Source organism: Sphingomonadaceae bacterium OTU29LAMAA1, from assembly GCA_024072375.1.
GTDB lineage: Bacteria > Pseudomonadota > Alphaproteobacteria > Sphingomonadales > Sphingomonadaceae > Sphingomonas.
The window spans coordinates 693,711-717,150 of record CP099617.1; the positions used below are offsets into that span (position 1 = coordinate 693,711).

A 23,440-nucleotide genomic window follows, 5' to 3' on the forward strand; every position below is an offset into this window, starting at 1 on the left:
GGCCACCTCACGGCTACATCGTCTCCCGACCGGACATGCTCCATCGCCCGGAACACGTCCGGGATGATGGAGGATGCCGGCTGATCGCGGCGTGGCATGGGCCAGGCTCCGGTTTCCCGGTCCGTGCGGATCAAGGGCTGACTTTTGGTTCCCGACCCCTCTAAGGTCCGTGCATGGCGATCGGACTGGAAAATGCGGGCTTCAGCGATGCGCTGGTAATTCTGGGCGCGGCGGGGCTGGTGATCCCCGCCTTTGCGCGGTTCCGGGTCAGCCCGGTCATCGGGTTCATCCTGGTGGGCATGCTGGTCGGGCCGTTCGGGCTGGGGCAGCTGACCGATCGGGCGCCGTGGCTTTATTACCTGACGATATCCAACCCGCATTCGATCGAGCCGTTCGCCGAATTCGGCATCATCCTGCTGCTGTTCTCGATCGGGCTGGAACTGTCGTTCAAGCGATTGTGGTCGATGCGCGCGCAGGTATTCGGCACAGGGCCTGCCGAGCTGATCGGATCGGCGGCGCTCATCGCGATCGCGGTCCATATGCTGGGACAGGAATGGGCCGGATCGGCGGGGCTTGGCCTTGCGCTCGCGCTGTCCTCGACCGCACTGGTGCTGCCGCTGGTGGGCACGACCAGCCCGGTCGGGCGGGGCGCGTTCGCGATGCTGCTGTTCGAGGATCTGGCGCTGGTGCCGATCATCTTCGCGCTCGGAGCGATGGCGCCGACCGCCAGCGACGAAGGCTGGGTCGGGATTGCCGGCGTCGCGCTGCGCGGCGGGGCGACCGTGGTCGTCATGTATCTCGGCGGGCGGCTGGTGCTGCCGCGCCTGTTCGCACAGGCGGCGCGGACGAAGAGCCCGGAGCTGTTCCTCGCCGCGTCGCTGCTGGTCGTCATCGTCGCCAGCGTGGCGACGACCGCGGCGGGCTTGTCGCCGATCGTCGGCGCGCTGCTCGCCGGACTGCTGATCGCGGAAACCGAATATCATACCGAGGTCGAGGTGATGACCGCGCCGTTCAAGGGGCTGGCGCTGGGCGTGTTCCTGATCACCGTCGGCATGAGCGTCAATCTGGCGGAGGTGCTGGCGAACTGGTCGTCGCTGCTGATCGCGGTCGTCGCGGTGGTGGGCGTGAAGGCCGTCGTCACCTTCCTGCTGTTGCGCGTCGCGCAGACGGCGCGCGGCACCGCGGCGGAGACGGGGCTGCTGATGGGCAGCCCGTCCGAAACGACGCTGATCGTGCTGGCGACCGCGGCGCAGGCGCAGCTGATCCTGCCATCCACCGCCGCTTTCTGGCAGACGGTGACCGCGATCGGGCTGACGATCACGCCGCTGCTGGCAAAGGCGGGCAATCTCTTGTCACGCGGGATCGAACGCGGGGCGGTGGGCGACGACCTGCCGATCGACGATACCGGCGAAGGACCCGGCGCGGTGGTGATCGGCTTCGGACGCGTCGGCCAGATGGTCGCGGACCTGCTCGCGGTGCACGGCCAGCGCTATATCGCGGTGGAGGCAGATATCGACACCGTGGCGATCGCGCGGCGCGACGGTTATCCGGTGCTGTTCGGCGACATCGCCCGGGCGGAGCTGGTCGATCGGCTCGACCTCGCGCGTGCCCGCGCGCTGATCCTGACGATGGACGATCCGGTTCTGACGGTGCGGCTGGCCCGCCGGATGCGCGCGCTGGCGCCCGAGTTGCCGATCATCGCCCGCGCACGCGATCCGCGTCACGCGGCCGAGCTGTATCGCGCCGGCGTCACGGATGCCGTTCCTGAGACGCTGGAAAGCTCCCTGCAACTGTCCGAAGCTGTGCTGGTCGACCTCGGGGTGGCGATGGGGCCGGTGATCGCGTCGATCCACGAGAAGCGCGACGAATTGCGCCGGTCGATCCGGGCGGAAGCGGAGATCGACCGCGAGCCGCGCATCCGCCGGGTGCGCCGGCTGAGCGACGCGGTGCAATCCCCCCCTCAGGTGTAGAGATGCACGATCTCCACGCCCTCACCCACCGCGTCGAGCAGCAGGGTGCGGTGGCAATGCGCCGGTTCGCGTTCATAGCACAGCAGCGCGCTCGGGCGCTCGGCGGCCAGATCGAGCATGATCGCGGCGGCGGCCTGCGCTTCGGGTAACGCGAGCTGATCGTCGTACACCGCGTGCAGCGTGGCGACATCGCCCTTCTTCGCGGCATCGCGGCCGCGCTTGGGCGTACCGAGCGCCTTCAGATGGGCGTAGTCGATTCCCGCTTCCGCAAGGCTGGCGGCAAGCGACGTCTTGGAGAACCCCGGGCGGCGCGACAATGGCAGCGCCCGCACGTCGACGACGCGCCGGACACCGGCCGCAGAGAGCGCCGCGATGAAGTCCGCCATCGTGCTCGCCTCGTAACCGATGGTGTAGATGCGCGTCATGCAAACCGATGTAGTGCCTGACGCGCCCCGGTCATAGGCCGCTTGCGGTGTTGCAGTTCCGCTTGGCCGGAAAGCGGCTGTCGGGAGTGGGCGTGGTGAAGTCCTTGTTGCGCGCCCGGAACATCGCGCCGCGGGTGAAGCTGGTCGGCAGCGTCAGCCAGCGGAACGGCAGGGAGCTGAAGATCGGCTGATAGCGGTAGCTGACCTGCACGTGGAACAGGATTTCGTCCCGGATCAGCTGCCTGTTCTGCGGCAGCGTCGCGACCGCAGTCGTCATCGCGCAACCGAGCAACGGCGGCGTGACGAAATCGCCGTCGAACCGCTGCCACAGAATGCGGTTCTCGACCGTCCCGTCGTTGTCGTTGTCCGTCCCCTGCACCCCGGTGATCACCACCCGGCCGAACCGGCGCAGATCGAACGGGCGTGCCGTGAGATCCAGCGCGCTGAACAGGTCGTAGATCTGCCCTTCGGCCACACCGATCTGCCCCGTACCGCTTTGTGCGACCAGATCGGCACTCATCGCCGCCAGCCGCTGCACGCGGTTGTTCGCCATGACGTAATTGGCGAATTCGATGCCCGTCAGCGCAAACCCCAGAAACAGGGGCAGCATCAGCCCGAATTCCAGGATGGACACGCCGCGGCGATCGCGACGCAGCCGATGCCACAGCGCCGCGATCAACTGCGCACCACGGCTTCGTTGCGGACGACGGTCGTGGCGGACAGTGGCAGGACACCGTTGGCACGCCCGACGAAGCGGCCGACGAAACCGAACAGCAGCCGCTTGGGATAGCGCGCGGTATAGCTGACGACGTCGCCGGGACCGCCCAGCGTCCCCGTCTTGGCGGTCGCATTGTCCCACTGTCCGTTGCGGTTGCGATCGACATAGGGTTCGCCCGCATCGAAGCGGTTGTTGCCGTTCGTGTCGGTGTAGGTTTCCGGATAGGCGGAGCTGAAGTCGGCATAGACCCGCGTCTGGATGTCGATCGCCTGCCCCGGCGCCCTGGGGAACGACGCCATCGAACTGGTGATGCTGGCGATCATGATGGCGCGTCGATCCGCCTCGCCCGTCTCCATGCTCGCCGTCGCCTTGCGGGCGGCATCGACCACGGCACCCTCCAGCACCTGTCGGGCGAGAATCATGTGCCCCATCTCGACCGTGCCGCAGATCAGCGTCAGCATCGCCGGCAGGATGATCGCGAATTCGACGATGGTGACGCCGCGGGCGTCGCGGATCAGGCGGTTCATCCTCACTGTACCAGATGGAGGTCGACGAGCTCCGCCGCGATATCGTTGAAGGCCGCGGTCAGCGTCGCCGCGTCGGAGGTGCGATAGACGTGGCCCGGTGCACAGCGTTCGAACATGCTCAGCGTATTCGCGTCCGTCGTCGTCAGCGCCACGATATAGACCGTCGGCGGATTGCGTTCGGCCTGCAGCGACGCGCAGGTCTTGGAGAACCGGCGTTCCGACTGGCTGGTCAGATTCCCCATCGATGCGGAAATCGGCTTGTCCGCATAATTGCCGTAGAACGTCCAGGTCCGGTCGTTATACCCGTTCTGGGTGGCGCCCAGCGCGGTTTCACCATCGGTCATGAAGACCAGCGCCCGCTTCGGCGCCTCCCGCGTCGGATTGGTCCGGCGGAACACATCGTCCCGGACCAGCAGGCGATACCCCCACAACAGGCCGGCGTGATGCAGCGTGCCGTTCGCCGGATAGATGGCGGCATTCTTGTTATCGATGATCCCGGTGTAGAAACTCTTGTCGCGGCCATAGCCCACCGGCACCGCCTCTTCCGGGCATTGCCAGTTCGGCGACGGCCATTCGGTCTTGTTCTTGTTGCCGTCGCTGGTGCTGCCGCCAAGCGGATTGACGGTATATTCAGTCGCGACCTTCCAGTCGGAATTGAACCGCGGAATGCGGGAATAATTCACCTTGAACGGCGTGCCCGTGCGGGTGTTGAAATCCCATGGAGAGGCCGCGGGATCGTAATAGCTGCCATCCATACGCGTGATGACGTCGTTGCCGGCACTGGCGGCACCATCGTTCAACCCGATGTACATCATGTACATCCAGCGACGGTAGGGATTGTTGGCGAAGTTGTTCGCATAAACATCGAGGTTCAGCATGTAGTCGGCATAATTCTCATCCAGCCGGTACAGGTTGTTGTTGGGTTCGATGTTCGCGACCTTGTAGTATTTTCCGTTATCCGCTGCCCGATCCGCGGCAGTCACCGATCCGGCTTCCATTTCCGGCACGTACATCGGCGGAATGAAATACGGGCTGACGGGCGGATGCGCGCCCTCCCCCGGCAAGCTACGATCGATGTCCCACGCACCGTCTTCCTTGAAGGTCAACGTACTGTTGAGGTCCTTCACGCTGTCGTCGTTGAAGACGCAGCCTTTCCACGCGAGGTGATTGTTCGGCCAGCTGCCGCCATAGGCCGTCATGTACACGTCGTTGAAGCCGAACTGCTGGCGCACCACGGTCGGCGATTGCCAGTTGGGCAGCAGTTTGCCGACGTTGACGGTGATGTCGTACATCACGAAGCCCATCGCCAGATCGGCACGGGTGTTGCCGCCCTGATACAGCACGTCGAGGAAGCTTTTCGATGCGTCCTTCAACGCGGTGATCCGCGTCTTGACGACGTTGTTCACATCCTTCGGCAGGTTCGCCTTCAGCGATCCGGTGTTATCGAGCACCATCATCACCTCCAGCGGGTGCGGCTGGATCTCGGCGCGCGCGACCGCGGCGACGGTCTGCTGCTGAAAGCCGAACGCGCGCATGAACGACATCGGCACCGTCGCGGTCGCGCGGACGGTCGTGTTGTTGCGCCCGGCGATCGTCGCGAACGTCGGCGTGACGGTCAGGTTCGCCGTGCCCATATAGCCGTTGGGGAAATTGCCCCGGAAATAGGCGAGCGCCTGCGCATTCCGCCCCGCCGGTGTCGGGTTGTCCAGTTCGTACGCGCGCGCGCCGGCCAGCGCCGCGGCATCGACCCCTGCCTGCAACTGCGACTTGACGACATAGACCCGGCCGGCATCGATCGCCGATCCCAGCGCGGCGATGCCGGGGATCAACCCCGCCACCATCATCGAGATCGCCGATCCCCGCCGATCGCGCCAGACGCGACGCATACGGGCCACACCTCCGCCCAATCCCCTGACCATTCTCATAACCCCTTGTTCCGAAGAGGCTTAAAGTGGGAATGGTAAACAATACGGTACTAATTTCGCGATGGTTGATTTGGGTGGGTCGAATTTTGCTCGGGCGCCGGGCCGACGCTGCTAGGCCGACGCTGCCGGTATGAACGCTGCGGGTATGTTCGATACCGCTACCCGGTTATAGCGGCGGCAGTCCCCTCTCCCTTTTCTCGACACGGCGATCCGTTATGACCACGCACAATATCCACATCATCGGCGGCGGCCTCGCCGGGTCGGAGGCCGCATGGCAGCTGGCCGAGGCCGGTTTCCATGTCCGCCTGTCCGAAATGCGCGGTAGCGGCGAAGGCACACCGGCGCATCATACCGACAGCCTGGCCGAACTGGTGTGCTCGAACAGCTTCCGCTCCGACGATGCCGAAAGCAATGCGGTCGGGCTGTTGCATCAGGAAATGCGGCGACTGGGATCGCTGATCATGACGCAGGGCGACCTGCACAAGGTGCCGGCGGGATCGGCGCTGGCGGTCGATCGCGACGGCTTCGCCGCGGGCGTCACCGCGGCGCTGGAAGCGCATCCGAACATCACGATCGTGCGCGAGCGGATCGACGCGCTGCCCGACGGCCCCGCGATCGTCGCGACCGGCCCCCTGACCGCATCGGGACTGGCCGGCGCAATCGGTGCCGCGACCGGCAGCGATGCGCTCGCCTTCTTCGATGCGATCGCGCCGATCGTGCATCGTGACAGCATCGACATGGACACGGCGTGGTTCCAGTCGCGCTGGAACAAGGGTGATGGCCACGATTACATCAACTGCCCGATGAACAAGGACGAATACCTCGCCTTCCATGCAGGACTGGTCGGTGGCGAGAAGACCGAGTTCAAGGAATGGGAAAAGGACACGCCCTATTTCGAAGGCTGCATGCCGATCGAGGTCATGGCGGAACGCGGCGTCGATACGTTGCGCTACGGCCCGATGAAGCCCGTCGGCCTCGACGATCCGCGCACCGGCCGCTGGCCCTATGCGGTCGTGCAGTTGCGCCAGGACAATGCGCAAGGAACCCTGTGGAACATCGTCGGCTTCCAGACCAAGCTGAAGCATGCGGAGCAGGTTCGGCTGTTCCGGACGATACCGGGTTTGCAGAATGCGGAATTCGCCCGGCTCGGCGGACTGCATCGCAACACCTTCATTCGCTCGCCCGAGCTACTCGATCCGACGCTGCGGCTGAAGAACAAGCCGAACATCCGGTTCGCCGGCCAGATTACCGGCTGCGAAGGCTATATCGAAAGCGCCGCGATCGGGCTGATGGCCGGCCGCTTCGCCGCTGCGGAGCTGTCGGGTGAAACCCTGACGCCGCCGCCGGTCATGACGGCGCTCGGCGCGCTGCTGCACCACATTACCGGCGCAGCGGTGGCGGAGACGTATCAGCCGATGAACGTCAACTTCGGGCTGATGCCGCCGATCGAGGGCCGCACGAAAAAGGCGGACCGCAAGCGCATGTATACCGATCGCGCCCGTGCCGCATTCGCCGACTGGATCACCCCTCTTCCGCCGGTAGCGGAGGACATTTCGGACGAGACGCTGGCTTCCGCTTGACCGCGGTGGTCGCGAATTCGGCGGCATTCATCGCCCCGGACCGGTCGCGGTCCGCGGCGGCGAACTTCGTGGTCGCCTTGACCGCCCATTCGTCGAAGCTCAGCCGACCATCGCCGTCTACATCCAGCTTCGCATAGGCCTTGCGTCGCGCGACGAGATATTCGTCGCGCGTGACGGATGCGTCGCGATCCTTGTCGTAACGGTTGAACCGCTTCTGCTCGCGCGTGGCCGGCGACGCCTCCGGCACGCGCTCGTCCGCTATCGGCGTGTCGGCCGTGACGGCCTGATCCGGACGGGGCGGCAGGATGGCGGTCGACGGCGTACCGCCACTGGTCATCATCATCACCGCTGCACCGCCCGCCGCCAATACGGCACCACCGCCTGCCAGATATCGCCACATCGCCCTGCCCTCCATCGAAGTGCAGGCTAGCGATCAATCCGCAACGGGCAAGTGTTCAGCGACCGACCAGCCAGAACCGCGTCAATGCGACGTAACCACGAACCGCGGTCAGCCCGCGTAATCGAAGATGTTGCAACAGGGCAAGGGTGCCGATCGCCCGTGATGATCTTGGCCAAGACCTTGAGAATGCTTGGTTCAGTGCTTCGGTAGCACGTGCGTCGGCATGGACGACGCCATCCGGCAGGCTCAGATGCGTGGCGAGATCGGCTGCCGCCCAGCCTCGTCCGGCCTCGTGCAGCGCCGTCGCGTCCCCCGGCATCAGGCGACCCGCCATCGCGAACAGCCGCCCTCCGCGCAGATTCGCATGACGATCGATCACCTCCGCGTCGACGGGGTCCAGCAACGCCTCCCATCCCTCGACCAGTTCCGCCAGCTCCGCACCGGCGATCCCGTGCTGCAGGACGTGGTCCTGCAGTTCGCGAAGCAATGGTTCGGCTGGTGCGGGCGCCGTGTCCAGACGGACGAGCGCCTCATACCACCACGTCAGTCGCATCTGGCCGACCATCGGTTCACGCGTCGCGCGCACGATCTGGCCGAACCGTTCGTCGAGCGCGAGCAGCGCCGCGAACGCCGCCCGGACATCGACGGGCGCATGGTCGATCGCGAGCTGGCGATCGGTGGGTCGGGCATCGCTCATTCCGACCCGCTGCCAAGAACGACGGCGCGGCGCAAGGTGGTCCGGCGGTGCCGCCGGCAAAGCTTACTGCCACGTTAGGCACATTTCTTGAGACTGCGTGGGCAAGCCGGCGCGCACGGGAGATCACGGACGAAGCGCGCGAATCGTTAAGGGATAGAATGGGTTACGACGCGAATATGTCAGGATCGGTCATACCAGTCGTGCTGCGTCGGCTGCGCCGCGACCGGCGAGGCAACATCCTGGCGATGTCGGCCGCCGCGCTGGTGCCGATGATGGCGATGCTGGGCGGCGCGATCGATCTCAGCCGGCTCTACATGACCCAGACCCGGTTGCAGCAGGCTTGCGACGCAGGCGCTCTGGCGGGACGCCGGACGATGGCCGACGTCAACACGCTGTCCGCGTCGGAGCGCGCCACCGCGTTGAACTATTTCCGGTTCAACTTCCCCAACAACACCTATTCCGCCGGGACGCCCACGGCCAGCTACGCGCGCGGCGCCGTTGGCACCGTCGTCGGCACAGCCTCGCTCGCCGTGCCGATGACCATCATGAAGATGTTCGGATACAGCACCGTCACGCTCAACGTGTCGTGCGAATCGACGTTGGTCATCCCGAACACCGACGTCATGTTCGTGCTCGACGTCACCGGGTCGATGGACCAGACTCCGTTCGGCGACATCCAGAGCAAGATATCGGGCCTCAAACAGGCGGTGAAGGACTTCTATGCCGCGCTCGGGCCGGGAACGGCGAGCGGGCCGGGGCGCATCCGCTATGGCTTCGTGCCCTATTCCAGCAACGTCAACGTCGGCAAGATCGTCTACGGGTTGAACCCGGGTTACATCGTCGGCGGCAACGGGTCGGAGGAGTGGACCTACCGGTCGCGCATCGCCCAGACGTTGACCGAACGCGTCCCGAACTATGGCACGGAATCGACCCAGAACCAGACGTCGGCCTCCGTCACCGCTACGGTGTACGGCGCCTATGTCACAGATTCACTGCTCTTCGACCTGACGAGCGCGCAATGCAGCGCGAAGGTGCCGGCGGACAGCGACATCGTGACGTCGACGAACACGTCCCTGCGGACGGACGAGAACCCGCCGGCCTATCCGGACACGGTCCGCAACCGCACCTACCAGACGGTCGAACAGCACAGGGTCGCCGACAACGACATGCAGTGGCTGCGCACATCCGGATCGGGCACCAGCGCGAAGGGGATCTGTCAGGTCCGTCATCGCGACGGCACCTATACCCGGACGATACAGTCGGCGACGACGACCCCGACCACCTGGACCGAGCGCGAAAAGTTCGTGTCCTGGCGCTACGTCCCGCGCGCCATCGACGTCGCCCAGATCGTCCAGAACGGCATCCGCAACGCCAGCGCGCCCAATCCCACATACTGGACCGGCTATGCCCCTGATACGACACCCAATCTCAACAACGGCTATTACTACTCCAACACCACCCCCGAAACCATCACCTGGAGCGGCTGTATCGAGGAAGCCAGTACAGACAACACGATCACCGCGTCGTCGGCGCTAAGCGTGCCGTCCGGCGCGAACGACCTGAATATCGACCTGATCCCGAACGATACGCAGACGCGCTGGAAGCCGTATCTGCCCGGCGTGCAATTCGACAATTACGGCTATTGGCTGGGCCGCAACGCCGAATGGATCGACAACGGCTTTGCTGCCTGTCCGCGTGAAGCATCGGCGCTGACACCGTATCAGGCCGACTACGTCGCCGGCACCAAATCGTCGCCGACCTTCAACACCTACGTCGATTCGCTCAGCGCCGTAGGCGGCACTTATCATGACATCGGCCTGATCTGGGGCGCGCGATTCCTGTCGCAGAGCGGCATCTTCTCGGCCACGAATGCGGACAGCACCGGGCCCGGCGGGTTTCAGATCTCGCGGCACATCGTGTTCATGACCGACGGTGCGCTCGATACCCGCGGCGGTGCCAACGATCCTTGGGGCATCAACAATCTGCAGGGTCGCATCGCACCGGCCGGGACGAGCGACGATGGCCTGAACGACATCCACAAAAGGCGCACCAGCATCATCTGCAACGCGATGAAGGGCAAGGGCTTCACCATCTGGGTCGTCGGCTTCGGCATCAGCACCATGCCGCAAGAATTGCAGGATTGCGCCAGCGACTCCGCACACTGGTCGTTATCGTCCAATTCCGCGCAATTGCGCACCCGGTTCCAGCAGATCGCGCAGACGATCGGCGGATTGCGTCTCTCCCAATGATGGGTGTTCGGATCGTGTGCGCGCTGTTCGGCCGACTACGGGGATCGCGGCGCGGCGCTGCGCTGCCCGAATTCGCCTTTGTCGCGGTGCCGTTCTTGGTACTGGTAATGGGGTCGCTCGATCTCGGCTATCAGGGCTATGTACGGGCCACCGTGACCGGCGCGCTGGAAAAGGCGGCGCGCAAGGCGACAGTCGGCAACCGTACGCGCGATCAGATTGTCGCACTGATTAATACCGAGGTCCGCGGCGTTCTTCCGAACACGTCGCGCTCCGATCCTGCTGCCGTTACGGTGACACCGCAAAGCTATTTTAACTTTTCCACGGTCGGCGGAGGTGAGCGGATCACCGGGGATACCGCACCGGTCGGAGTCTACAATGCGACCGATTGCTACGAAGATCGCAACGGTAACGGCCGCTACGATACCACAGGCGGCGGTGGCGACAATCTGGGTACGGCGGACGACATCGTCTTCTACACAGTGTCGGTCAACGTGCCGAGGCTCTTCCCGATCTGGCGATATGTCGGCTGGAGCGGCGAAACCAGCGCGACTGCGAAGACGCTGATCCGCAACCAGCCCTATGGCGCGCAACAGGTGGTGGTCCGATGCTCGTGAGATCGCTGGCTTCCACCCGCGTTGCCGCCATGGCGAGCCGGCTCCTGCGGGAGCGCACGGGCCTCGCGATGATCGAGTTCGCCTATGCCCTACCCCTGCTCGCCACCGTTGGCCTTGCCGGGACGGAAGCCGCAAACCTCGCCCTGGTGACGCTGCGGATCAACCAGATGGCGATGCTCGCCGCCGACAACGCGGCCCGTGTCCGCATCTCGATGGATGAGACCGACGTCAACGAGGTGATGGTCGGGCTGCGTTTCTCCGGTACCGGCATCAAGTTCGGCGAACGCGGACGCGTGATCATATCGGACATCGAATCGAACGGCATCGCCAGCGGCAACAGCAATGCCGGCTACAAGATCACATGGCAGCGGTGCTTTGGCGCCAAGAACGCGGTATCGGCCTATGGTACCGAAGGCACCGGTGCGACCAATGCCGCCTTAAAATTCGGCATCGGCACCCGCGCCCCGGCGACCGATACGACGGGCACGATCCCCATCACTGCCGGGGCGATGATCGTGGCCGAGGTTCGCTATACCTACAGTCCGCTGGTGGCGGGCATGTTCATGGGCAATCGGGAATTGCGCGCGGTCCAGACGTTTCCAGTACGCGATCGGGCCGGACAGGCGCTGACCAATTCCAACGGCTTGAACGATACGGCCCGGCGGCTGTGCGACGCCGCGCATCTCGGATCAACCTGACCCAATACCGAATCGGTGTGATATAACCATTTAACAAACAGTACACGAACACTGTCGAGAATGGACGTTAACCGATGCTATACTGATCCAGATTACAACGTTGGTCGAAACATGACCGACCTGACTCACCTGCCTGCCGCTCGCCGGCCCCGAATTGCGCCGCGCCGCCGGCTGGTTCGCGATCGATCCGGAGCGACCATCGTCGAGTTCGGCATCGTGATACTGCCGTTCTTCGCGATCCTGTTCGCAATTCTCGCGACCAGCCTGAGCTATTTCGCACAGCAAAGCCTAGAGACGGTTGCGGTCACCGCCGGTCGTTCGTTGCTGACCGGGTCGTCGCAGGGGGCCGCGCTCGATCGGAACCAGTTCAAGGCAAAGGTCTGCTCCACGCTGCCACGGTACATGCGCTGTTCCAACCTGTTCGTATCGGTCGACCGATCGGTCGATTTCGCGAGTGCAAGCATCGCCGCCCCGGCCGTTACGACGAACGCCGCAGGCACGCCATCGATCACGACGGCCTATAATATGGGGGCGCCGGGCGAGATCGTCACGCTACAGCTGTATTACGTCTGGCAATTGCCGTCAGTGACGTTGGGGTACGACATCAGCACATTGTCCGGAGGGCGCCGGCTGCTGATCGCAACGGCAGTAAGCAAGACGGAGCAATATTCGTGATTGCCCCGGCCATCCCCGCCGGTGTTTGCCCTAGGCTCGCCGACGACAGTCGAGGTGTCGCACTAACGGAGTTCGCGTTCGTCTTCCCCGTCCTGCTGCTGCTGTTCCTGGGGGGGTATCAGCTATCGGATGGGATCGCGTGCAAACGAAAGGTCGGGTTGGCCAACCGAACCATCGCCGACCTCGGGACTCGATCGAAACAGGTCAGCGCCGCCGAGGTCGACGCGATGCTTGCCGCTTCGACGCAGGTCATGGCGCCCTATCGTCAGGCATCCGCGCAGGTCAGGCTGACCGAGGTGTTCACCAGCAATACCGGTTTGACCAACGTCGTATGGAGCCGGGGCCGCAACGGCGCGGCGGCACGTGCCGTCGGCAGTGTAGTGACGCTGCCGGGGACGTTGCGCACCAACGGCACATATCTGCTGATGAGCGAGATCAACTACGCCTACGATCCCGGCGTCCGCTTCAGCATCGTCGGGCGCAAGACGCTGACCGACTCGCTGTTCATGAGTCCCCGCAACTCAGATTCGGTGCCCTGCAATGACTGCTGATCCGCTGCGTCGCCTGATCGCCCGTACTGGTATCGTTCCACGGATATGGCGCGAGCGACGGGCGAACGTCATGATGATCACAGCATTTGCCCTGATTCCCCTGACCTTCGCCACCGGCATGGGGATCGATTACAGTCAGGCGATGCGGCTGGAGACCAAGGTCGCCAGCGTCGCCGACGCGGCGACGCTGGCCGCGGTGACGCAGCCGATGATGCAGAAGCCGATCCTGACGGCATGCGACGTCGCCCGGCGCACCTTCGTGTCGCAGACGACCGGCCTGCCCGGCCTGCAGCTCAACCCGCAGGTTCTGGCGCAGGTCAGGATCACCATAACCGATACTTATGCATCGCTGCCCGAGGCGACGCTCGTCTGCCCCACGATCGGCCTCACAGGACTGGACGTCGGGGTCATCCCGATGTCGCGCGTTGCGACGATCGACTTCCGAGGGACGTCCGACAACAGCTTTGCAGGCATACTCGGCATGCCGACCCTGACCGTGAAAGGTGGTGCGACCGCCAAGACCGTGAAGGCGCCCTTCATCGATATCCATCTCGCACTCGATACCTCGCAGTCAATGGGACTGGCGGCGACCGATGCCGACGCCAGACTGCTCTGGCAACGTACGGGTGAGGTCAACGGACGTAGCTGCCAGTTCGGCTGTCACGTGCGCTCGTGGCACGACGGCAAGCTGGACAGCATCTCCAACGAACAGGTTGCCAAGAACAACAACATCAAGCTTCGCATCGATGTGCTGCGCGATGCGACCATGGACATGATTGACACCGCAAAGGCCGGGCAGAGCGGCGATAACAACTATCAATTCGCCCTGTATCGCATCGGCAAGAACCAGGGCCGCTGGGCGATCGGCATGGACGAATATTACAGGCTGACTACCAATCTCACCGATGTGAAGAACAAGGTCAAAACTCTTGCCCTGAGCGACAATGACGGCGCGATCGGCTATGGCGATACCGATCTGCCGGTCGCGACCAACGCGATTCTGCCTTACATCAAGGCGACCAGCGCTGCATTTGACGACGGCACGTCCCAACTGCGGGCGCGCAAGTTTTTCTTCATGGTGACCGACGGGGTCACGGATACGGAATGGTGGCAGTGTGTCTATGGCCATTGTACCGCGCCGATCGATGCATCCCTATGTGATGCGTACAAATCCAAGGGGATCACCGTTGGAATCGTGTACACCACTTACCTGCCGACGAAGGCCAATCCGCTGAACCCGAGCGATCCCAATCTGCGAGACGAATACATCAAGCTGATCCAGCCAATCGCGCCGCAGATCGCACCGGCGTTGCAGCGTTGTGCGTCTCCGGGCTATTTTTTCGAGGCCTCGGACGGGCCGTCGATTCATACCGCAATGCAGAGGCTTTTTTCGCAGGCCAGCAAGCAAGCGACGATCATTCGCTGATCGCCGACGCCGGACGCACACCGTTACCGGTGGAATGGAATATCCGCGGCCCGTCGCTAGACGAAACCGGCCGCCCCACGATAGCGGAGCGACCGGGCCGGCGGGTCAGAGGATCTTCTTGACCGTTGCGACGATCTTCTTGGCGTCGATCAGCGCCTTCTTCTCGAGGTTCGCCGCGTAAGGCAGCGGTACGTCCTCGTTGGTCACGCGCAACACAGGGGCGTCGAGGTCGTCAAAGCCCTCTTCCATCACGATTGCGGTGATTTCCGATGCGATCGAGCAGGTCGGCCAGCCTTCCTCGACCACGACCAAGCGGTTGGTCTTGGCGAGGCTCTTGAGCACGGTCTGCTTGTCCAGCGGACGCAGCGTGCGCAGGTCGATGACTTCCGCATCGACACCCTCGCCCGCCAGCGTCTCGGCGGCTTCCAGCGCGAGGCCGACGCCGATCGAATAGCTGACCAGCGTAACGTCCTTGCCCGGACGCATGATCCGCGCCTTGCCGATCGGCAGGACGTAATCGTCGAGCTTGGGCACCTCGAACGAACGGCCGTACATCAGCTCGTTTTCGAGGAAGACGACGGGGTCTTCCGAACGGATCGCCGCCTTCAGCAGGCCCTTGGCATCCGCCGCGTCATACGGCGCGATGACGATCAGGCCCGGGACGCTGGCATACCAAGGCGCATAGTTCTGGCTGTGCTGCGCGCCGACGCGGCTCGCCGCACCGTTCGGGCCGCGGAACACGATGGGGCAGCGCATCTGGCCGCCGGACATGTAGTTGGTCTTGGCCGCCGAATTGATGATGTGGTCGATCGCCTGCATGGCGAAGTTGAACGTCATGAATTCAATGATCGGCTTCAGACCGCCCATCGCCGCGCCGGTGCCGACGCCGGCAAAGCCGTATTCGGTGATCGGCGTATCGATGACGCGGCGATCGCCGAACTCGTCGAGCAGCCCCTGCGTGACCTTGTACGCGCCCTGATATTGCGCGACTTCCTCGCCCATCACGAAGACGCGGTCGTCCTTGCGCATTTCCTCGGCCATCGCGTCGCGCAGCGCTTCGCGGACGGTGGTCTTCACCATCTCGGTGCCTTCGGGGATCGCCGGGTCCTGCACACCGTCGTTCTTGGCGGCGTCGAACAGCTGTCGCGCGCCGGTCTCGACCTTTTCCTGCGCCGGGTGCGCAGAGTCTTCGACCTTGTCGGCGGGCTTGTTCTCGTCGGCCTTGGCGTCGCCCTTGGGGCTGTCGTCCTTGGTCGCAGTCGGAGCGGACGACGCCGCGTCGGCGCTTTCGCCCTCTTCGAGCAGGATAGCGATGACGTCGCCGACCTCCACGTTGTCGGTCCCCTCGGCGATGACGATCTTGCCGATCGTGCCTTCATCGACGGCTTCGAATTCCATCGTCGCCTTGTCGGTTTCGATTTCCGCCATGATGTCGCCGGACTTGACGGTGTCGCCTTCCTTCACCAGCCACTTGGCAAGCGTGCCCTCTTCCATCGTCGGGGAGAGCGCGGGCATCTTGATCTCGATCGCCATCTCAGTAGCTCTCCACCAGCACGTCGGTATACAGTTCGGCCTCGTTTGGCTCGGGCGTGCTTTCGGCGAAATCGGCGGCTTCGTTCACGGTCTTGCGGATTTCCTGTTCGATGGACTTGAGGTCGGCCTCGGTGACGCCCTGCGCTTCGAGCAGCTTCTTGACGTGCTCGATCGGGTCGGACTTGTCGCGGACGCCCTGCACTTCCTCGCGGCTGCGATATTTTGCGGGGTCGGACATCGAATGGCCGCGGTAGCGATAGGTCTTCATCTCGAGGATGACCGGCCCCTTGCCCGCGCGGACCCAGGCGAGCGCCTCCTCGGCGGCACCGCGGCACGCCAGCACGTCCATGCCGTCGACCTGGATGCCGGGGATGCGGAAGCTTTCGCCGCGGCGATACAGCTGGTCCTCGGCCGATGCGCGGTTCACGCTCGTGCCCATGGCGTATTGGTTGTTCTCGATCACGAAGATGATCGGGAGCTTCCAAAGCTCCGCCATGTTAAAGCTCTCGTAGACCTGGCCCTGGTTCGCCGCGCCGTCGCCGAAGTATGCGAGGCAGACGCCGCCGTCGTTGCTGTACTTGTGACCGAAGGCGAGGCCGGTGCCGAGCGACACCTGCGCGCCGACGATGCCGTGGCCGCCGTAGAACTTATGTTCGGTCGAGAACATGTGCATCGACCCGCCCTTGCCGCGGCTGATGCCGGCGGCACGGCCGGTCAGTTCGGCCATGATCACCTTGGGATCGATGCCATAGGCGAGCATGTGGCCGTGGTCGCGGTATCCGGTGATGACCGAATCCTTGTCGCCGTCGAGCGCCGACTGAAGGCCGACCGCGACCGCTTCCTGACCGATATACAGGTGGCAGAAGCCACCGATGAAGCCGAGGCCGTACAATTGCCCCGCCTTTTCCTCGAACCGGCGGATCAGCAGCATGTGCTTGTAGAAGTCGAGCAACTGCTCCTTGTTCGCCTCGAACGGCTTGGGATCGGCAGGGCGCTCGCGATTGGTGAGCGGTACGGCGGGAGGAGCAGGCGATTTGGCCACGTAATACCTCAACGGTCCTGGGGATGTGTGGGAGCCTATAGGCCGGGTTTCGGGATAACATCAATTCCCTGGGTCAATCTGGCTGTGACGTAGCGTTTCCGACCTTCCGCTTCTTGCGCGGGTTCGTCGCATACCCCCCCTTCCGTCGGCACTTCGTGCTGCCACCTCCCCCTCGCGGGGGAGGGGTGATCGGCGAGCGATGCGTCCGGCATCGGCGCATCGCTTACACGGGAGGATTTCGACGGTGGGGTGAAAGACCAACTGTGTTGCCCTTCCCCTCGGGCCGCGCCAAAGCTGCGCGCGACATGGCCACCCATCCGTTCCGCATTCCGAACTTCCGCGCCTATTGGGCATCACGGCTGTCCGGCACGATCGCGCAGACCGCGCTCGCCATCGTCATCGGCTGGCAGGTCTATGGTCTGGCGCGCGAGACGATGGACGTGCGGCAAGCCGCCTTCATGCTCGGGATGATCGGTGCGGCGCAGTTCGTGCCGCTGTTCCTGCTCACGCCGATCACCGGCCTCGTCGCCGACAGCGTCGACCGTCGCTGGATCGTGCGGGCAACGACGGCGTTGCTCACCATCGTGGCGGCGATCCTGGGGCTGCTGACGTATCTGGGTGACCTCACCCTGCCCTTCCTGTTCGGCGCTGCGGTGCTGATCGGCGTCGCGCGCGCCTTCACCGGGCCCGCCTATTCGGCGCTCGCCCCCAATCTGGTGCCGCGCGAGAGCCTGCCGACCGCGATCGCGATATCCTCGATCGCGTGGCAGGTGGGATCGATCGCCGGGCCGAGCGTCGGCGGGCTGCTCTATGCGATCCATCCGGATGTTGCCTACGGCACGATTACGGCCCTGTTCCTCGTCGCGCTGGTGACGATGTTCACGATCGGCCCGGTGCCGCAGCCGCCCGCGCAGAAGGACCGGCGGCCGCTCGCGCGCATCCTCGACGGCTTCAACTATGTCCGTAACAACCGGCTGGTGCTGGCGGCGATCACGCTCGACCTGTTCGTCGTGCTGCTGGCGGGCGCGACCGCGCTGCTGCCGATCTATGCCCGCGACATCCTGCATGTCGGAGCGCAGGGGCTGGGTCTGCTCGCCGCGGGCATGGGGATCGGCGCGGCGGTGACGGCGGTCTGGTTCTCGTTCCGACCGATGAATTCCAACGTTGGCGTCAAGATGCTGATCGCGGTGATCGTGTTCGCGCTCGCCATCCTGACCTTCGGCGTGTCGACGTCGTTCCCGCTCAGCGTCGCGGCGCTGATCGTCGCGGGCGGGGCGGACATGGTATCGGTGTACGTCCGCCAGTCGCTGATCCAGTTGCACACGCCAGATGAGATGCGCGGGCGGGTGAGTGCGGTTTCGCAGCTGACCATCTCTGCATCCAACGAACTCGGCGAGGCCGAAAGCGGCCTGCTCGCCTCGCTGCTCGGGCCGGTCGGTGCGGTCGCGTTCGGCGGTGTGGCGGCAATCGTGGTCACGCTGCTGTGGGCGCGGCTGTTTCCGGAACTCAAGCGCGCACGGACCTTCGATCCGCCGGATATGTTACAGGTCGAACCCCAACACGGAGAAGCCAAACCATGAAGGCCAACACCATCCTGGAGACGATCGGCAACACGCCGCACATCCGCGTGTCCAAGCTGTTCCCCGATTCGGAAGTGTGGATCAAATCCGAACGGTCGAACCCCGGCGGGTCGATCAAGGACCGCATCGCGCTGGCGATGGTCGAGGCGGCGGAGGCGAACGGCGACCTGAAGCCGGGCGGCACGATCATCGAGCCGACCAGCGGCAACACCGGCGTCGGCCTGGCGATGGTCGCGGCGGTGAAAGGCTACAGGCTGGTTCTCGTCATGCCCGAGTCGATGTCGCTGGAACGCCGCCGCCTGATGCTGGCCTACGGCGCGACATTCGACCTGACACCGCGCGAGAAGGGCATGAAGGGTGCGATCGAGCGCGCGATCGAACTGGTCAATCAAACGCCGGGCGCCTGGATGCCACAACAGTTCGAGAACGGAGCCAACATCGACGTCCACGTCCGCACCACCGCGCAGGAGATCCTGAACGACTTTCGCGATTCGCCGATCGACGTGATCATCACCGGCGTCGGCACCGGCGGCCACATCACCGGCGTGGCCGAGACGCTGAAGAAGAGTTGGCCGAACCTTAAGGTCTTCGCGGTCGAACCCGCCGCCTCGCCCGTCATCGCCGGCGGCCAGCCCGGTCCGCACCCGATCCAGGGTATCGGTGCCGGATTCATACCCCGTAACCTGCATACGCAGGCGCTCGACGGTGTGATCGAGGTCGACGCCGCAGTCGCCAAGGACATGGCGCGCCGTTCGGCGTCGGAAGAGGGCATCCTCGTCGGCATCTCGTCGGGCGCGACACTGGCGGCGATCCTGCAGAAGCTGCCCGACCTGCCCGATGACGTGCGCGTTCTCGGCTTCAACTACGACACCGGCGAACGTTATCTGTCGGTTCCGGACTTCCTGCCCGAACAGTGAGCACGATGTCCGATGCGCGCAGCCCGACGTGGCTGCGCGCGGTGCTGTCGGCGACCGCTCTGATTGCGGTCGCCGTTCCCGCGCTGGTCGTAACCCACCCGCCCGTCATTCCGCAGCCGGCGCACACGCGCGTCGTGTTGAAGCGGCGCGTCGTGCCCCCGGCCGAACTGCCACCGGTGGAGCCGGTCGAGTTCGTCGATCTGTCGCCGGAGGATGCCAAGGCGTTCAACGCCGGCGTCCCCTTTTCAGCCTTGCCGAACCCTGCCGCGCGACCGTTTCGCTTCGTCGGCAGCGAGGAAGATCGCGCGCGAGCGCTCGACTGCATGGCGGCGGGAGTCCTGTACGAGGCCGGCGACGATGCCGAAGGTGAGCGCGCGGTGGCGCAGGTCGTGCTCAACCGCCTGCGGCATCCGGCGTTTCCGAAGACCGTCTGCGGCGTGATCTTCGAAGGGCAGGAACGCAGCACCGGATGTCAGTTCAGCTTCAGCTGCGACCATGCGCTGACCCGGTGGACGCCGACCGCCGAGGCATGGCGCCGGGCACGCGATGTCGCGACGCTGGCGCTGGACGGATCGGTATACAAACCGGTCGGTTACGCGACCCATTACCATACCGACTGGGTGGTGCCGTATTGGCAGGCCAGCCTCGACAAGGTCGTCGCCGTACACAGTCATCTGTTCTTCCGCTGGACCGGCTGGTGGGGCACGCCGCCTGCCTTCAATCGCGCGGTCAGTTCGGCCGAACCCGTCATTGCGCAGCTCGCGCCACTGTCTGACGCGCACAAGACCGCGGTGGCGCTGGCGGATGCCGATGCGGCGCTGTTCGAGGCGTCGGCGGCGCTCGGGCTGGTGGATGGCGAACCGGCGCTAACGGAAGCCGTCCCGGTGACCGGCGGAGCCGACGGGGACAGCCTGCTCGTCACCCTGCCGGCCGGTGCGGCCCCCGGTACGTATCCCGCTCTCGCCCTTCGAGCCTGTGGTGCGCGAGCCGTGTGCAAATATTCCGCATGGGCGGATGCGGCGGCGACACCGACCAGCCTGCCGCTTGCGCCGGAACAGGTGGCGACGATGACGTTCAGTTACTATCGTGATCGCGACGCCGGCATCGATAAGATGCTTTGGAATTGCGCGCAGACGAAGCGAGTGGAGCGGCGCGAGTGCATGAAGCAGCAGGTGCTGCTGACCGCAATGCCCGTACCGAAACCCGTAGCGAAGGATGCCGAAGTGCTCGGCGGGTTGCGACGCAAGGGCGACGCCACCCCCGCTCCCGTGGCGACGCCGTCGGCGAGATAGGGATCGTCACCCCCGGACGCGGGCGGGGGTGACCACACGCTATCGATGCCCGCGGATCGCCTTTGCCAGCGCGGCCTTGTTCATCCTGGACCTGCCTTCGATGCCAATCTCGCGCGCTTCCTTCATCAGGTCTTTCTTGGTCCGCTCCTCCAGCCTGTCACCGCGGGGGTCGAGTGAGCCGTTAGCCCTCGCATTGGCGATGCGCGCCGCTTTCTCCTTCGAATTGCCCTGCTTGCGCAGCTCTTCGTAGAGCGTGTCGTCCTTGATCTGCGCACCGTGATCCTTCGCCATGCGACGGTCTCCTCATCCGCGCCCAGAACGCAGCACTTGCGGATCGGTTCGATTTTCCGCGTTACAGGCAGGCGACAAACGCGATTTGGGTTCCTATATGGCCACCGCCACGACGTGAGCCCCCGCCACCATGCTGACGACCCACCCTTTCGATGATGACAAGCTGCGCGAGGAGTGCGGCGTGTTCGGCGTATCCGGTAGCGACAGCGCCGCCGCGCTGGTCGCGCTTGGCCTGCACGCGCTCCAGCACCGCGGTCAGGAGGCTGCGGGCATCAGCAGCTTCGACGGCCATCACTTCCACACGCATCGCGCGATGGGTCATGTCGCGGGGAATTTCGATCGCGACGACGTGATCCGGTCGCTGCCCGGCGAGTGCGCGGTGGGCCACGTCCGCTATTCCACGACCGGCGAGACGGCGCTGCGCAACGTCCAGCCGCTTTATGCCGAGCTGGCAAGCGGCGGCTTTGCGGTCGCGCATAATGGCAACATCTCCAACGCGATGAAGCTGCGCCGCGAGCTGATCCGGCGCGGGTCGATCTTCCAGTCGACCAGCGATACCGAGACGATCATCCATCTGGTCGCGACATCCAACTACCGCACCCTGCTCGACCGCTTCATCGATGCGCTGAAGCAGATCGAGGGTGCCTACAGCCTCGTGGTGATGACGCCGGAGGGTATGATCGCGTGTCGCGATCCGCTCGGCATCCGGCCGCTGGTGATGGGCAAGCTGGACGGCGCGGTGATCTTCGCGTCCGAGACCGTAGCGCTCGACGTATGCGGCGCGACCTTCGAACGGCAGGTCGAACCGGGCGAACTGGTGATCGTGCAAAACGGCGAAGTGCGTTCGATCCGCCCGTTCGCGCCGATGGCGCCGCGGCCCTGCATCTTCGAGTGGGTGTATTTCAGCCGCCCCGATTCGATCGCGGGCGACCAGTCGGTCTATACCGTCCGCAAGGAGATTGGCGCGCAGCTGGCGATCGAATCGCCGGTCGACGCCGATCTGGTGATCCCGGTGCCTGATTCGGGCGTACCGGCGGCCATCGGATACGCACAGCAATCCGGCATCCCGTTCGAACTCGGCATCATCCGCTCGCATTACGTCGGTCGGACGTTCATCCAGCCGGGCGACAAGGTTCGCCATCTGGGCGTCAAGCTGAAGCACAACGCCAACCGTGCTCTGATCAAGGGCAAGCGGATCATCCTGGTCGACGACTCGATCGTGCGCGGCACCACCAGCCTCAAGATCGTGCAGATGATGCGCGATGCCGGCGCGGCGGAGGTGCACATGCGCATCGCCAGCCCGCCGACGCGGCACAGTTGCTTCTACGGCGTCGACACGCCTGAGCGGGCCAAGCTGCTCGCCGCCAAGCACGATGTCGGCGGCATGACCGATTTCATTCACGCCGACAGCCTGTCGTTCGTCTCGATCGACGGCCTGTACAAGGCACTTGGCGAGGCGAAGCGCGCCGATATCCGGCCGAAATATTGCGATGCCTGCTTTACCGGTGATTATCCGACATCGCTGACCGATCAGGACGACAGCGTCGCGGTCGACCAGTTCGCGATGCTCGCCGAACGGGTCAACTGACGCACACATGACCAAGCCACTTGCAAATCAACTCGCGCTGGTGACCGGCGCGAGCCGCGGCATCGGCGCCGCTACAGCCGTCGCTCTGGGAGCGGCGGGTGCGCATGTCGTGCTCACCGCACGCACCGCGAAGGATCTGGAGAGCATAGAAGAGGTAATCTTCGATGCCGGTGGATCGGCGACGATCGCGCCGCTCGACCTGACGCAGACCGACAGCATCGCGCGGCTGGCTACGGCGGTAGGCGAGCGCTGGCAGGCGCTCGACGTGATGGTGCTGAACGCAGGCATGCTCGGCAGCCTCGCGGCGGTGCCGGCGATCGACCCCAAGGAACTGGCGCAGGTACTGACGCTCAACGTCAGCGCGCAGGTCGCGATGATCCAGGCGTTCGACCCGATGCTGCGCAAGGCGGCGGCGGGCAAGGTGATCGGCGTGACGTCCAGCGTCGGCCGCAACCCGCGTGCTTATTGGGGTGCCTATGGCGCGTCGAAGGCGGCGTTCGAGACGCTGCTGGACGCGTATGGGGACGAAACCAGCGAGATCAGCGGCATCCGTACCGCGATCGTCGATCCGGGCGCGACGCGGACCAAGATGCGCGCGCGTGCTTATCCGGGCGAGGACCCGGCGTCGGTCAAGCCGCCCGAGACGGTGGCGGACAGGATCGTCGCACTGGCGATCGCAGGTTTTGCTGCGGGCCATCGCGAACGGGTGGGGTGATTTCCGGGCTGGCGGCGAATCTGGCAA

22 protein-coding genes are annotated in these 23,440 nt (G+C 64.7%); 13 read left to right on the plus strand and 9 right to left on the minus strand.

Annotated features, from left to right (window positions below):
• Window positions 1-173 precede the first annotated feature (173 nt).
• Window positions 174-1,970 (plus strand): cation:proton antiporter, encoded by a 1,797-nt coding sequence (locus NF699_03550; protein USU05784.1) that lies wholly within the window; start codon window positions 174-176, stop codon window positions 1,968-1,970.
• Here the strand turns inward: NF699_03550 and NF699_03555 are convergent.
• Genes NF699_03555 through NF699_03570 form a run of 4 tightly spaced genes read right to left on the minus strand, consistent with a single transcriptional unit; the run spans window position 1,961 to window position 5,526 of the window.
• Window positions 1,961-2,395, minus strand: coding sequence for a DUF488 domain-containing protein (locus NF699_03555; GenBank protein USU05785.1), 435 nt, complete (start codon window positions 2,393-2,395; stop codon window positions 1,961-1,963). The two genes, NF699_03550 and NF699_03555, sit on opposite strands and share 10 nt — an antisense overlap.
• Window positions 2,396-2,426: 31 nt before the next feature.
• Window positions 2,427-3,029 carry a pilus assembly protein gene (locus tag NF699_03560; GenBank protein ID USU05786.1) on the minus strand — a complete coding sequence of 201 codons (603 nt, stop codon included), beginning with the start codon at window positions 3,027-3,029 and terminating at the stop codon, window positions 2,427-2,429.
• A 41-nt stretch (window positions 3,030-3,070) separates the two neighbouring features.
• Entirely contained in the window at window positions 3,071-3,640 is a 570-nt protein-coding gene (locus NF699_03565; GenBank protein ID USU05787.1) for a pilus assembly protein, read from the minus strand.
• A gap of 2 nt (window positions 3,641-3,642) precedes the next feature.
• Entirely contained in the window at window positions 3,643-5,526 is a 1,884-nt protein-coding gene (locus tag NF699_03570; GenBank protein USU05788.1) for a pilus assembly protein TadG-related protein, read from the minus strand.
• A 254-nt stretch (window positions 5,527-5,780) separates the two neighbouring features.
• Here NF699_03570 and trmFO point away from each other — a divergent pair, with 254 nt between their 5' ends.
• Complete coding sequence (gene trmFO / locus NF699_03575) at window positions 5,781-7,145, plus strand: methylenetetrahydrofolate--tRNA-(uracil(54)-C(5))-methyltransferase (FADH(2)-oxidizing) TrmFO (GenBank protein USU05789.1); 1,365 nt, start codon at window positions 5,781-5,783, stop codon at window positions 7,143-7,145.
• Here the strand turns inward: trmFO and NF699_03580 are convergent.
• Together NF699_03580 and NF699_03585 are read right to left on the minus strand one after the other, a co-directional pair.
• Window positions 7,087-7,545: an EF-hand domain-containing protein gene (locus NF699_03580; protein ID USU05790.1), complete on the minus strand. Its 459-nt coding sequence runs from the start codon at window positions 7,543-7,545 to the stop codon at window positions 7,087-7,089. The two genes, trmFO and NF699_03580, sit on opposite strands and share 59 nt — an antisense overlap.
• Before the next feature lie 55 nt (window positions 7,546-7,600).
• On the minus strand, window positions 7,601-8,242 hold the full coding sequence (locus NF699_03585; protein ID USU05791.1) for a squalene/phytoene synthase family protein: 642 nt from the start codon (window positions 8,240-8,242) through the stop codon (window positions 7,601-7,603).
• Between the two features lie 158 nt (window positions 8,243-8,400).
• Between NF699_03585 and NF699_03590 the strand changes: the two genes are divergently transcribed.
• The 6 genes from NF699_03590 (at window position 8,401) to NF699_03615 (ending at window position 14,455) form a co-directional block, all read left to right on the plus strand.
• Window positions 8,401-10,491 (plus strand): pilus assembly protein TadG-related protein, encoded by a 2,091-nt coding sequence (locus NF699_03590; GenBank protein USU05792.1) that lies wholly within the window; start codon window positions 8,401-8,403, stop codon window positions 10,489-10,491.
• Window positions 10,491-11,105, plus strand: coding sequence for a pilus assembly protein (locus NF699_03595; protein USU05793.1), 615 nt, complete (start codon window positions 10,491-10,493; stop codon window positions 11,103-11,105). The genes NF699_03590 and NF699_03595 overlap by 1 nt, the downstream gene beginning before the upstream one ends.
• 29 nt (window positions 11,106-11,134) lie before the next feature.
• Window positions 11,135-11,803, plus strand: a complete 669-nt coding sequence (locus tag NF699_03600) for a pilus assembly protein (protein ID USU05794.1) — start codon at window positions 11,135-11,137, stop codon at window positions 11,801-11,803.
• 111 nt (window positions 11,804-11,914) lie between these two features.
• Window positions 11,915-12,478 (plus strand): pilus assembly protein, encoded by a 564-nt coding sequence (locus tag NF699_03605; protein USU05795.1) that lies wholly within the window; start codon window positions 11,915-11,917, stop codon window positions 12,476-12,478.
• Between the two features lie 158 nt (window positions 12,479-12,636).
• A complete protein-coding gene (locus tag NF699_03610; protein ID USU05796.1) occupies window positions 12,637-13,029 on the plus strand; it encodes a pilus assembly protein in 393 nt (130 codons plus the stop codon).
• Window positions 13,019-14,455 (plus strand): Tad domain-containing protein, encoded by a 1,437-nt coding sequence (locus NF699_03615; GenBank protein ID USU05797.1) that lies wholly within the window; start codon window positions 13,019-13,021, stop codon window positions 14,453-14,455. Before NF699_03610 ends, NF699_03615 begins: the two co-directional genes overlap by 11 nt.
• Before the next feature lie 105 nt (window positions 14,456-14,560).
• On the opposite strand, the gene NF699_03620 is transcribed toward NF699_03615, so the two are convergent.
• The gene (locus tag NF699_03620; GenBank protein USU05798.1) at window positions 14,561-15,988 is read right to left on the minus strand and encodes a pyruvate dehydrogenase complex E1 component subunit beta; all 1,428 of its coding nucleotides are present in this window, start codon (window positions 15,986-15,988) and stop codon (window positions 14,561-14,563) included.
• A gap of 1 nt (window position 15,989) precedes the next feature.
• Window positions 15,990-17,030 (minus strand): pyruvate dehydrogenase (acetyl-transferring) E1 component subunit alpha, encoded by a 1,041-nt coding sequence (pdhA, locus tag NF699_03625; protein USU05799.1) that lies wholly within the window; start codon window positions 17,028-17,030, stop codon window positions 15,990-15,992.
• Window positions 17,031-17,335: 305 nt separating this feature from the next.
• On the opposite strand from pdhA, the gene NF699_03630 reads away from it, so the two are divergent.
• From NF699_03630 to NF699_03640, 3 genes are read left to right on the plus strand one after another with little or no spacing between them, the layout of a single operon-like run.
• Entirely contained in the window at window positions 17,336-18,610 is a 1,275-nt protein-coding gene (locus NF699_03630) for an MFS transporter (GenBank protein USU05800.1), read from the plus strand.
• Window positions 18,607-19,527, plus strand: coding sequence for a cysteine synthase A (gene cysK, locus NF699_03635; GenBank protein USU05801.1), 921 nt, complete (start codon window positions 18,607-18,609; stop codon window positions 19,525-19,527). The genes NF699_03630 and cysK overlap by 4 nt, the downstream gene beginning before the upstream one ends.
• A gap of 5 nt (window positions 19,528-19,532) precedes the next feature.
• Window positions 19,533-20,819, plus strand: coding sequence for a cell wall hydrolase (locus NF699_03640; protein USU05802.1), 1,287 nt, complete (start codon window positions 19,533-19,535; stop codon window positions 20,817-20,819).
• Between the two features lie 39 nt (window positions 20,820-20,858).
• Here the strand turns inward: NF699_03640 and NF699_03645 are convergent, their stop codons facing one another.
• Window positions 20,859-21,110, minus strand: coding sequence for a Rho termination factor (locus tag NF699_03645; GenBank protein USU05803.1), 252 nt, complete (start codon window positions 21,108-21,110; stop codon window positions 20,859-20,861).
• Window positions 21,111-21,240: 130 nt separating this feature from the next.
• On the opposite strand from NF699_03645, the gene purF reads away from it, so the two are divergent.
• A complete protein-coding gene (gene purF / locus NF699_03650; GenBank protein ID USU05804.1) occupies window positions 21,241-22,698 on the plus strand; it encodes an amidophosphoribosyltransferase in 1,458 nt (485 codons plus the stop codon).
• A 7-nt stretch (window positions 22,699-22,705) separates the two neighbouring features.
• Window positions 22,706-23,413, plus strand: a complete 708-nt coding sequence (locus NF699_03655; GenBank protein USU05805.1) for an SDR family NAD(P)-dependent oxidoreductase — start codon at window positions 22,706-22,708, stop codon at window positions 23,411-23,413.
• Window positions 23,414-23,440 lie beyond the last annotated feature (27 nt).

Bases quoted from the DNA above. Each gene is read 5' to 3' on its own strand.
- NF699_03550 (USU05784.1), top strand. From the start codon at position 174: ATGGCGATCGGACTGGAAAATGCGGGCTTCAGCGATGCGCTGGTAATT.
- NF699_03555 (USU05785.1), bottom strand. From the start codon at position 2,395: ATGACGCGCATCTACACCATCGGTTACGAGGCGAGCACGATGGCGGAC.
- NF699_03565 (USU05787.1), bottom strand. From the start codon at position 3,640: ATGAACCGCCTGATCCGCGACGCCCGCGGCGTCACCATCGTCGAATTC.
- NF699_03570 (USU05788.1), bottom strand. From the start codon at position 5,526: ATGCGTCGCGTCTGGCGCGATCGGCGGGGATCGGCGATCTCGATGATG.
- trmFO (USU05789.1), top strand. From the start codon at position 5,781: ATGACCACGCACAATATCCACATCATCGGCGGCGGCCTCGCCGGGTCG.
- NF699_03580 (USU05790.1), bottom strand. From the start codon at position 7,545: ATGTGGCGATATCTGGCAGGCGGTGGTGCCGTATTGGCGGCGGGCGGT.
- NF699_03585 (USU05791.1), bottom strand. From the start codon at position 8,242: ATGAGCGATGCCCGACCCACCGATCGCCAGCTCGCGATCGACCATGCG.
- NF699_03590 (USU05792.1), top strand. From the start codon at position 8,401: ATGGGTTACGACGCGAATATGTCAGGATCGGTCATACCAGTCGTGCTG.
- NF699_03595 (USU05793.1), top strand. From the start codon at position 10,491: ATGGGTGTTCGGATCGTGTGCGCGCTGTTCGGCCGACTACGGGGATCG.
- NF699_03600 (USU05794.1), top strand. From the start codon at position 11,135: ATGGCGAGCCGGCTCCTGCGGGAGCGCACGGGCCTCGCGATGATCGAG.
- NF699_03605 (USU05795.1), top strand. From the start codon at position 11,915: ATGACCGACCTGACTCACCTGCCTGCCGCTCGCCGGCCCCGAATTGCG.
- NF699_03615 (USU05797.1), top strand. From the start codon at position 13,019: ATGACTGCTGATCCGCTGCGTCGCCTGATCGCCCGTACTGGTATCGTT.
- NF699_03620 (USU05798.1), bottom strand. From the start codon at position 15,988: ATGGCGATCGAGATCAAGATGCCCGCGCTCTCCCCGACGATGGAAGAG.
- NF699_03630 (USU05800.1), top strand. From the start codon at position 17,336: ATGGCCACCCATCCGTTCCGCATTCCGAACTTCCGCGCCTATTGGGCA.
- cysK (USU05801.1), top strand. From the start codon at position 18,607: ATGAAGGCCAACACCATCCTGGAGACGATCGGCAACACGCCGCACATC.
- NF699_03640 (USU05802.1), top strand. From the start codon at position 19,533: ATGTCCGATGCGCGCAGCCCGACGTGGCTGCGCGCGGTGCTGTCGGCG.
- NF699_03645 (USU05803.1), bottom strand. From the start codon at position 21,110: ATGGCGAAGGATCACGGTGCGCAGATCAAGGACGACACGCTCTACGAA.
- purF (USU05804.1), top strand. From the start codon at position 21,241: ATGCTGACGACCCACCCTTTCGATGATGACAAGCTGCGCGAGGAGTGC.
- NF699_03655 (USU05805.1), top strand. From the start codon at position 22,706: ATGACCAAGCCACTTGCAAATCAACTCGCGCTGGTGACCGGCGCGAGC.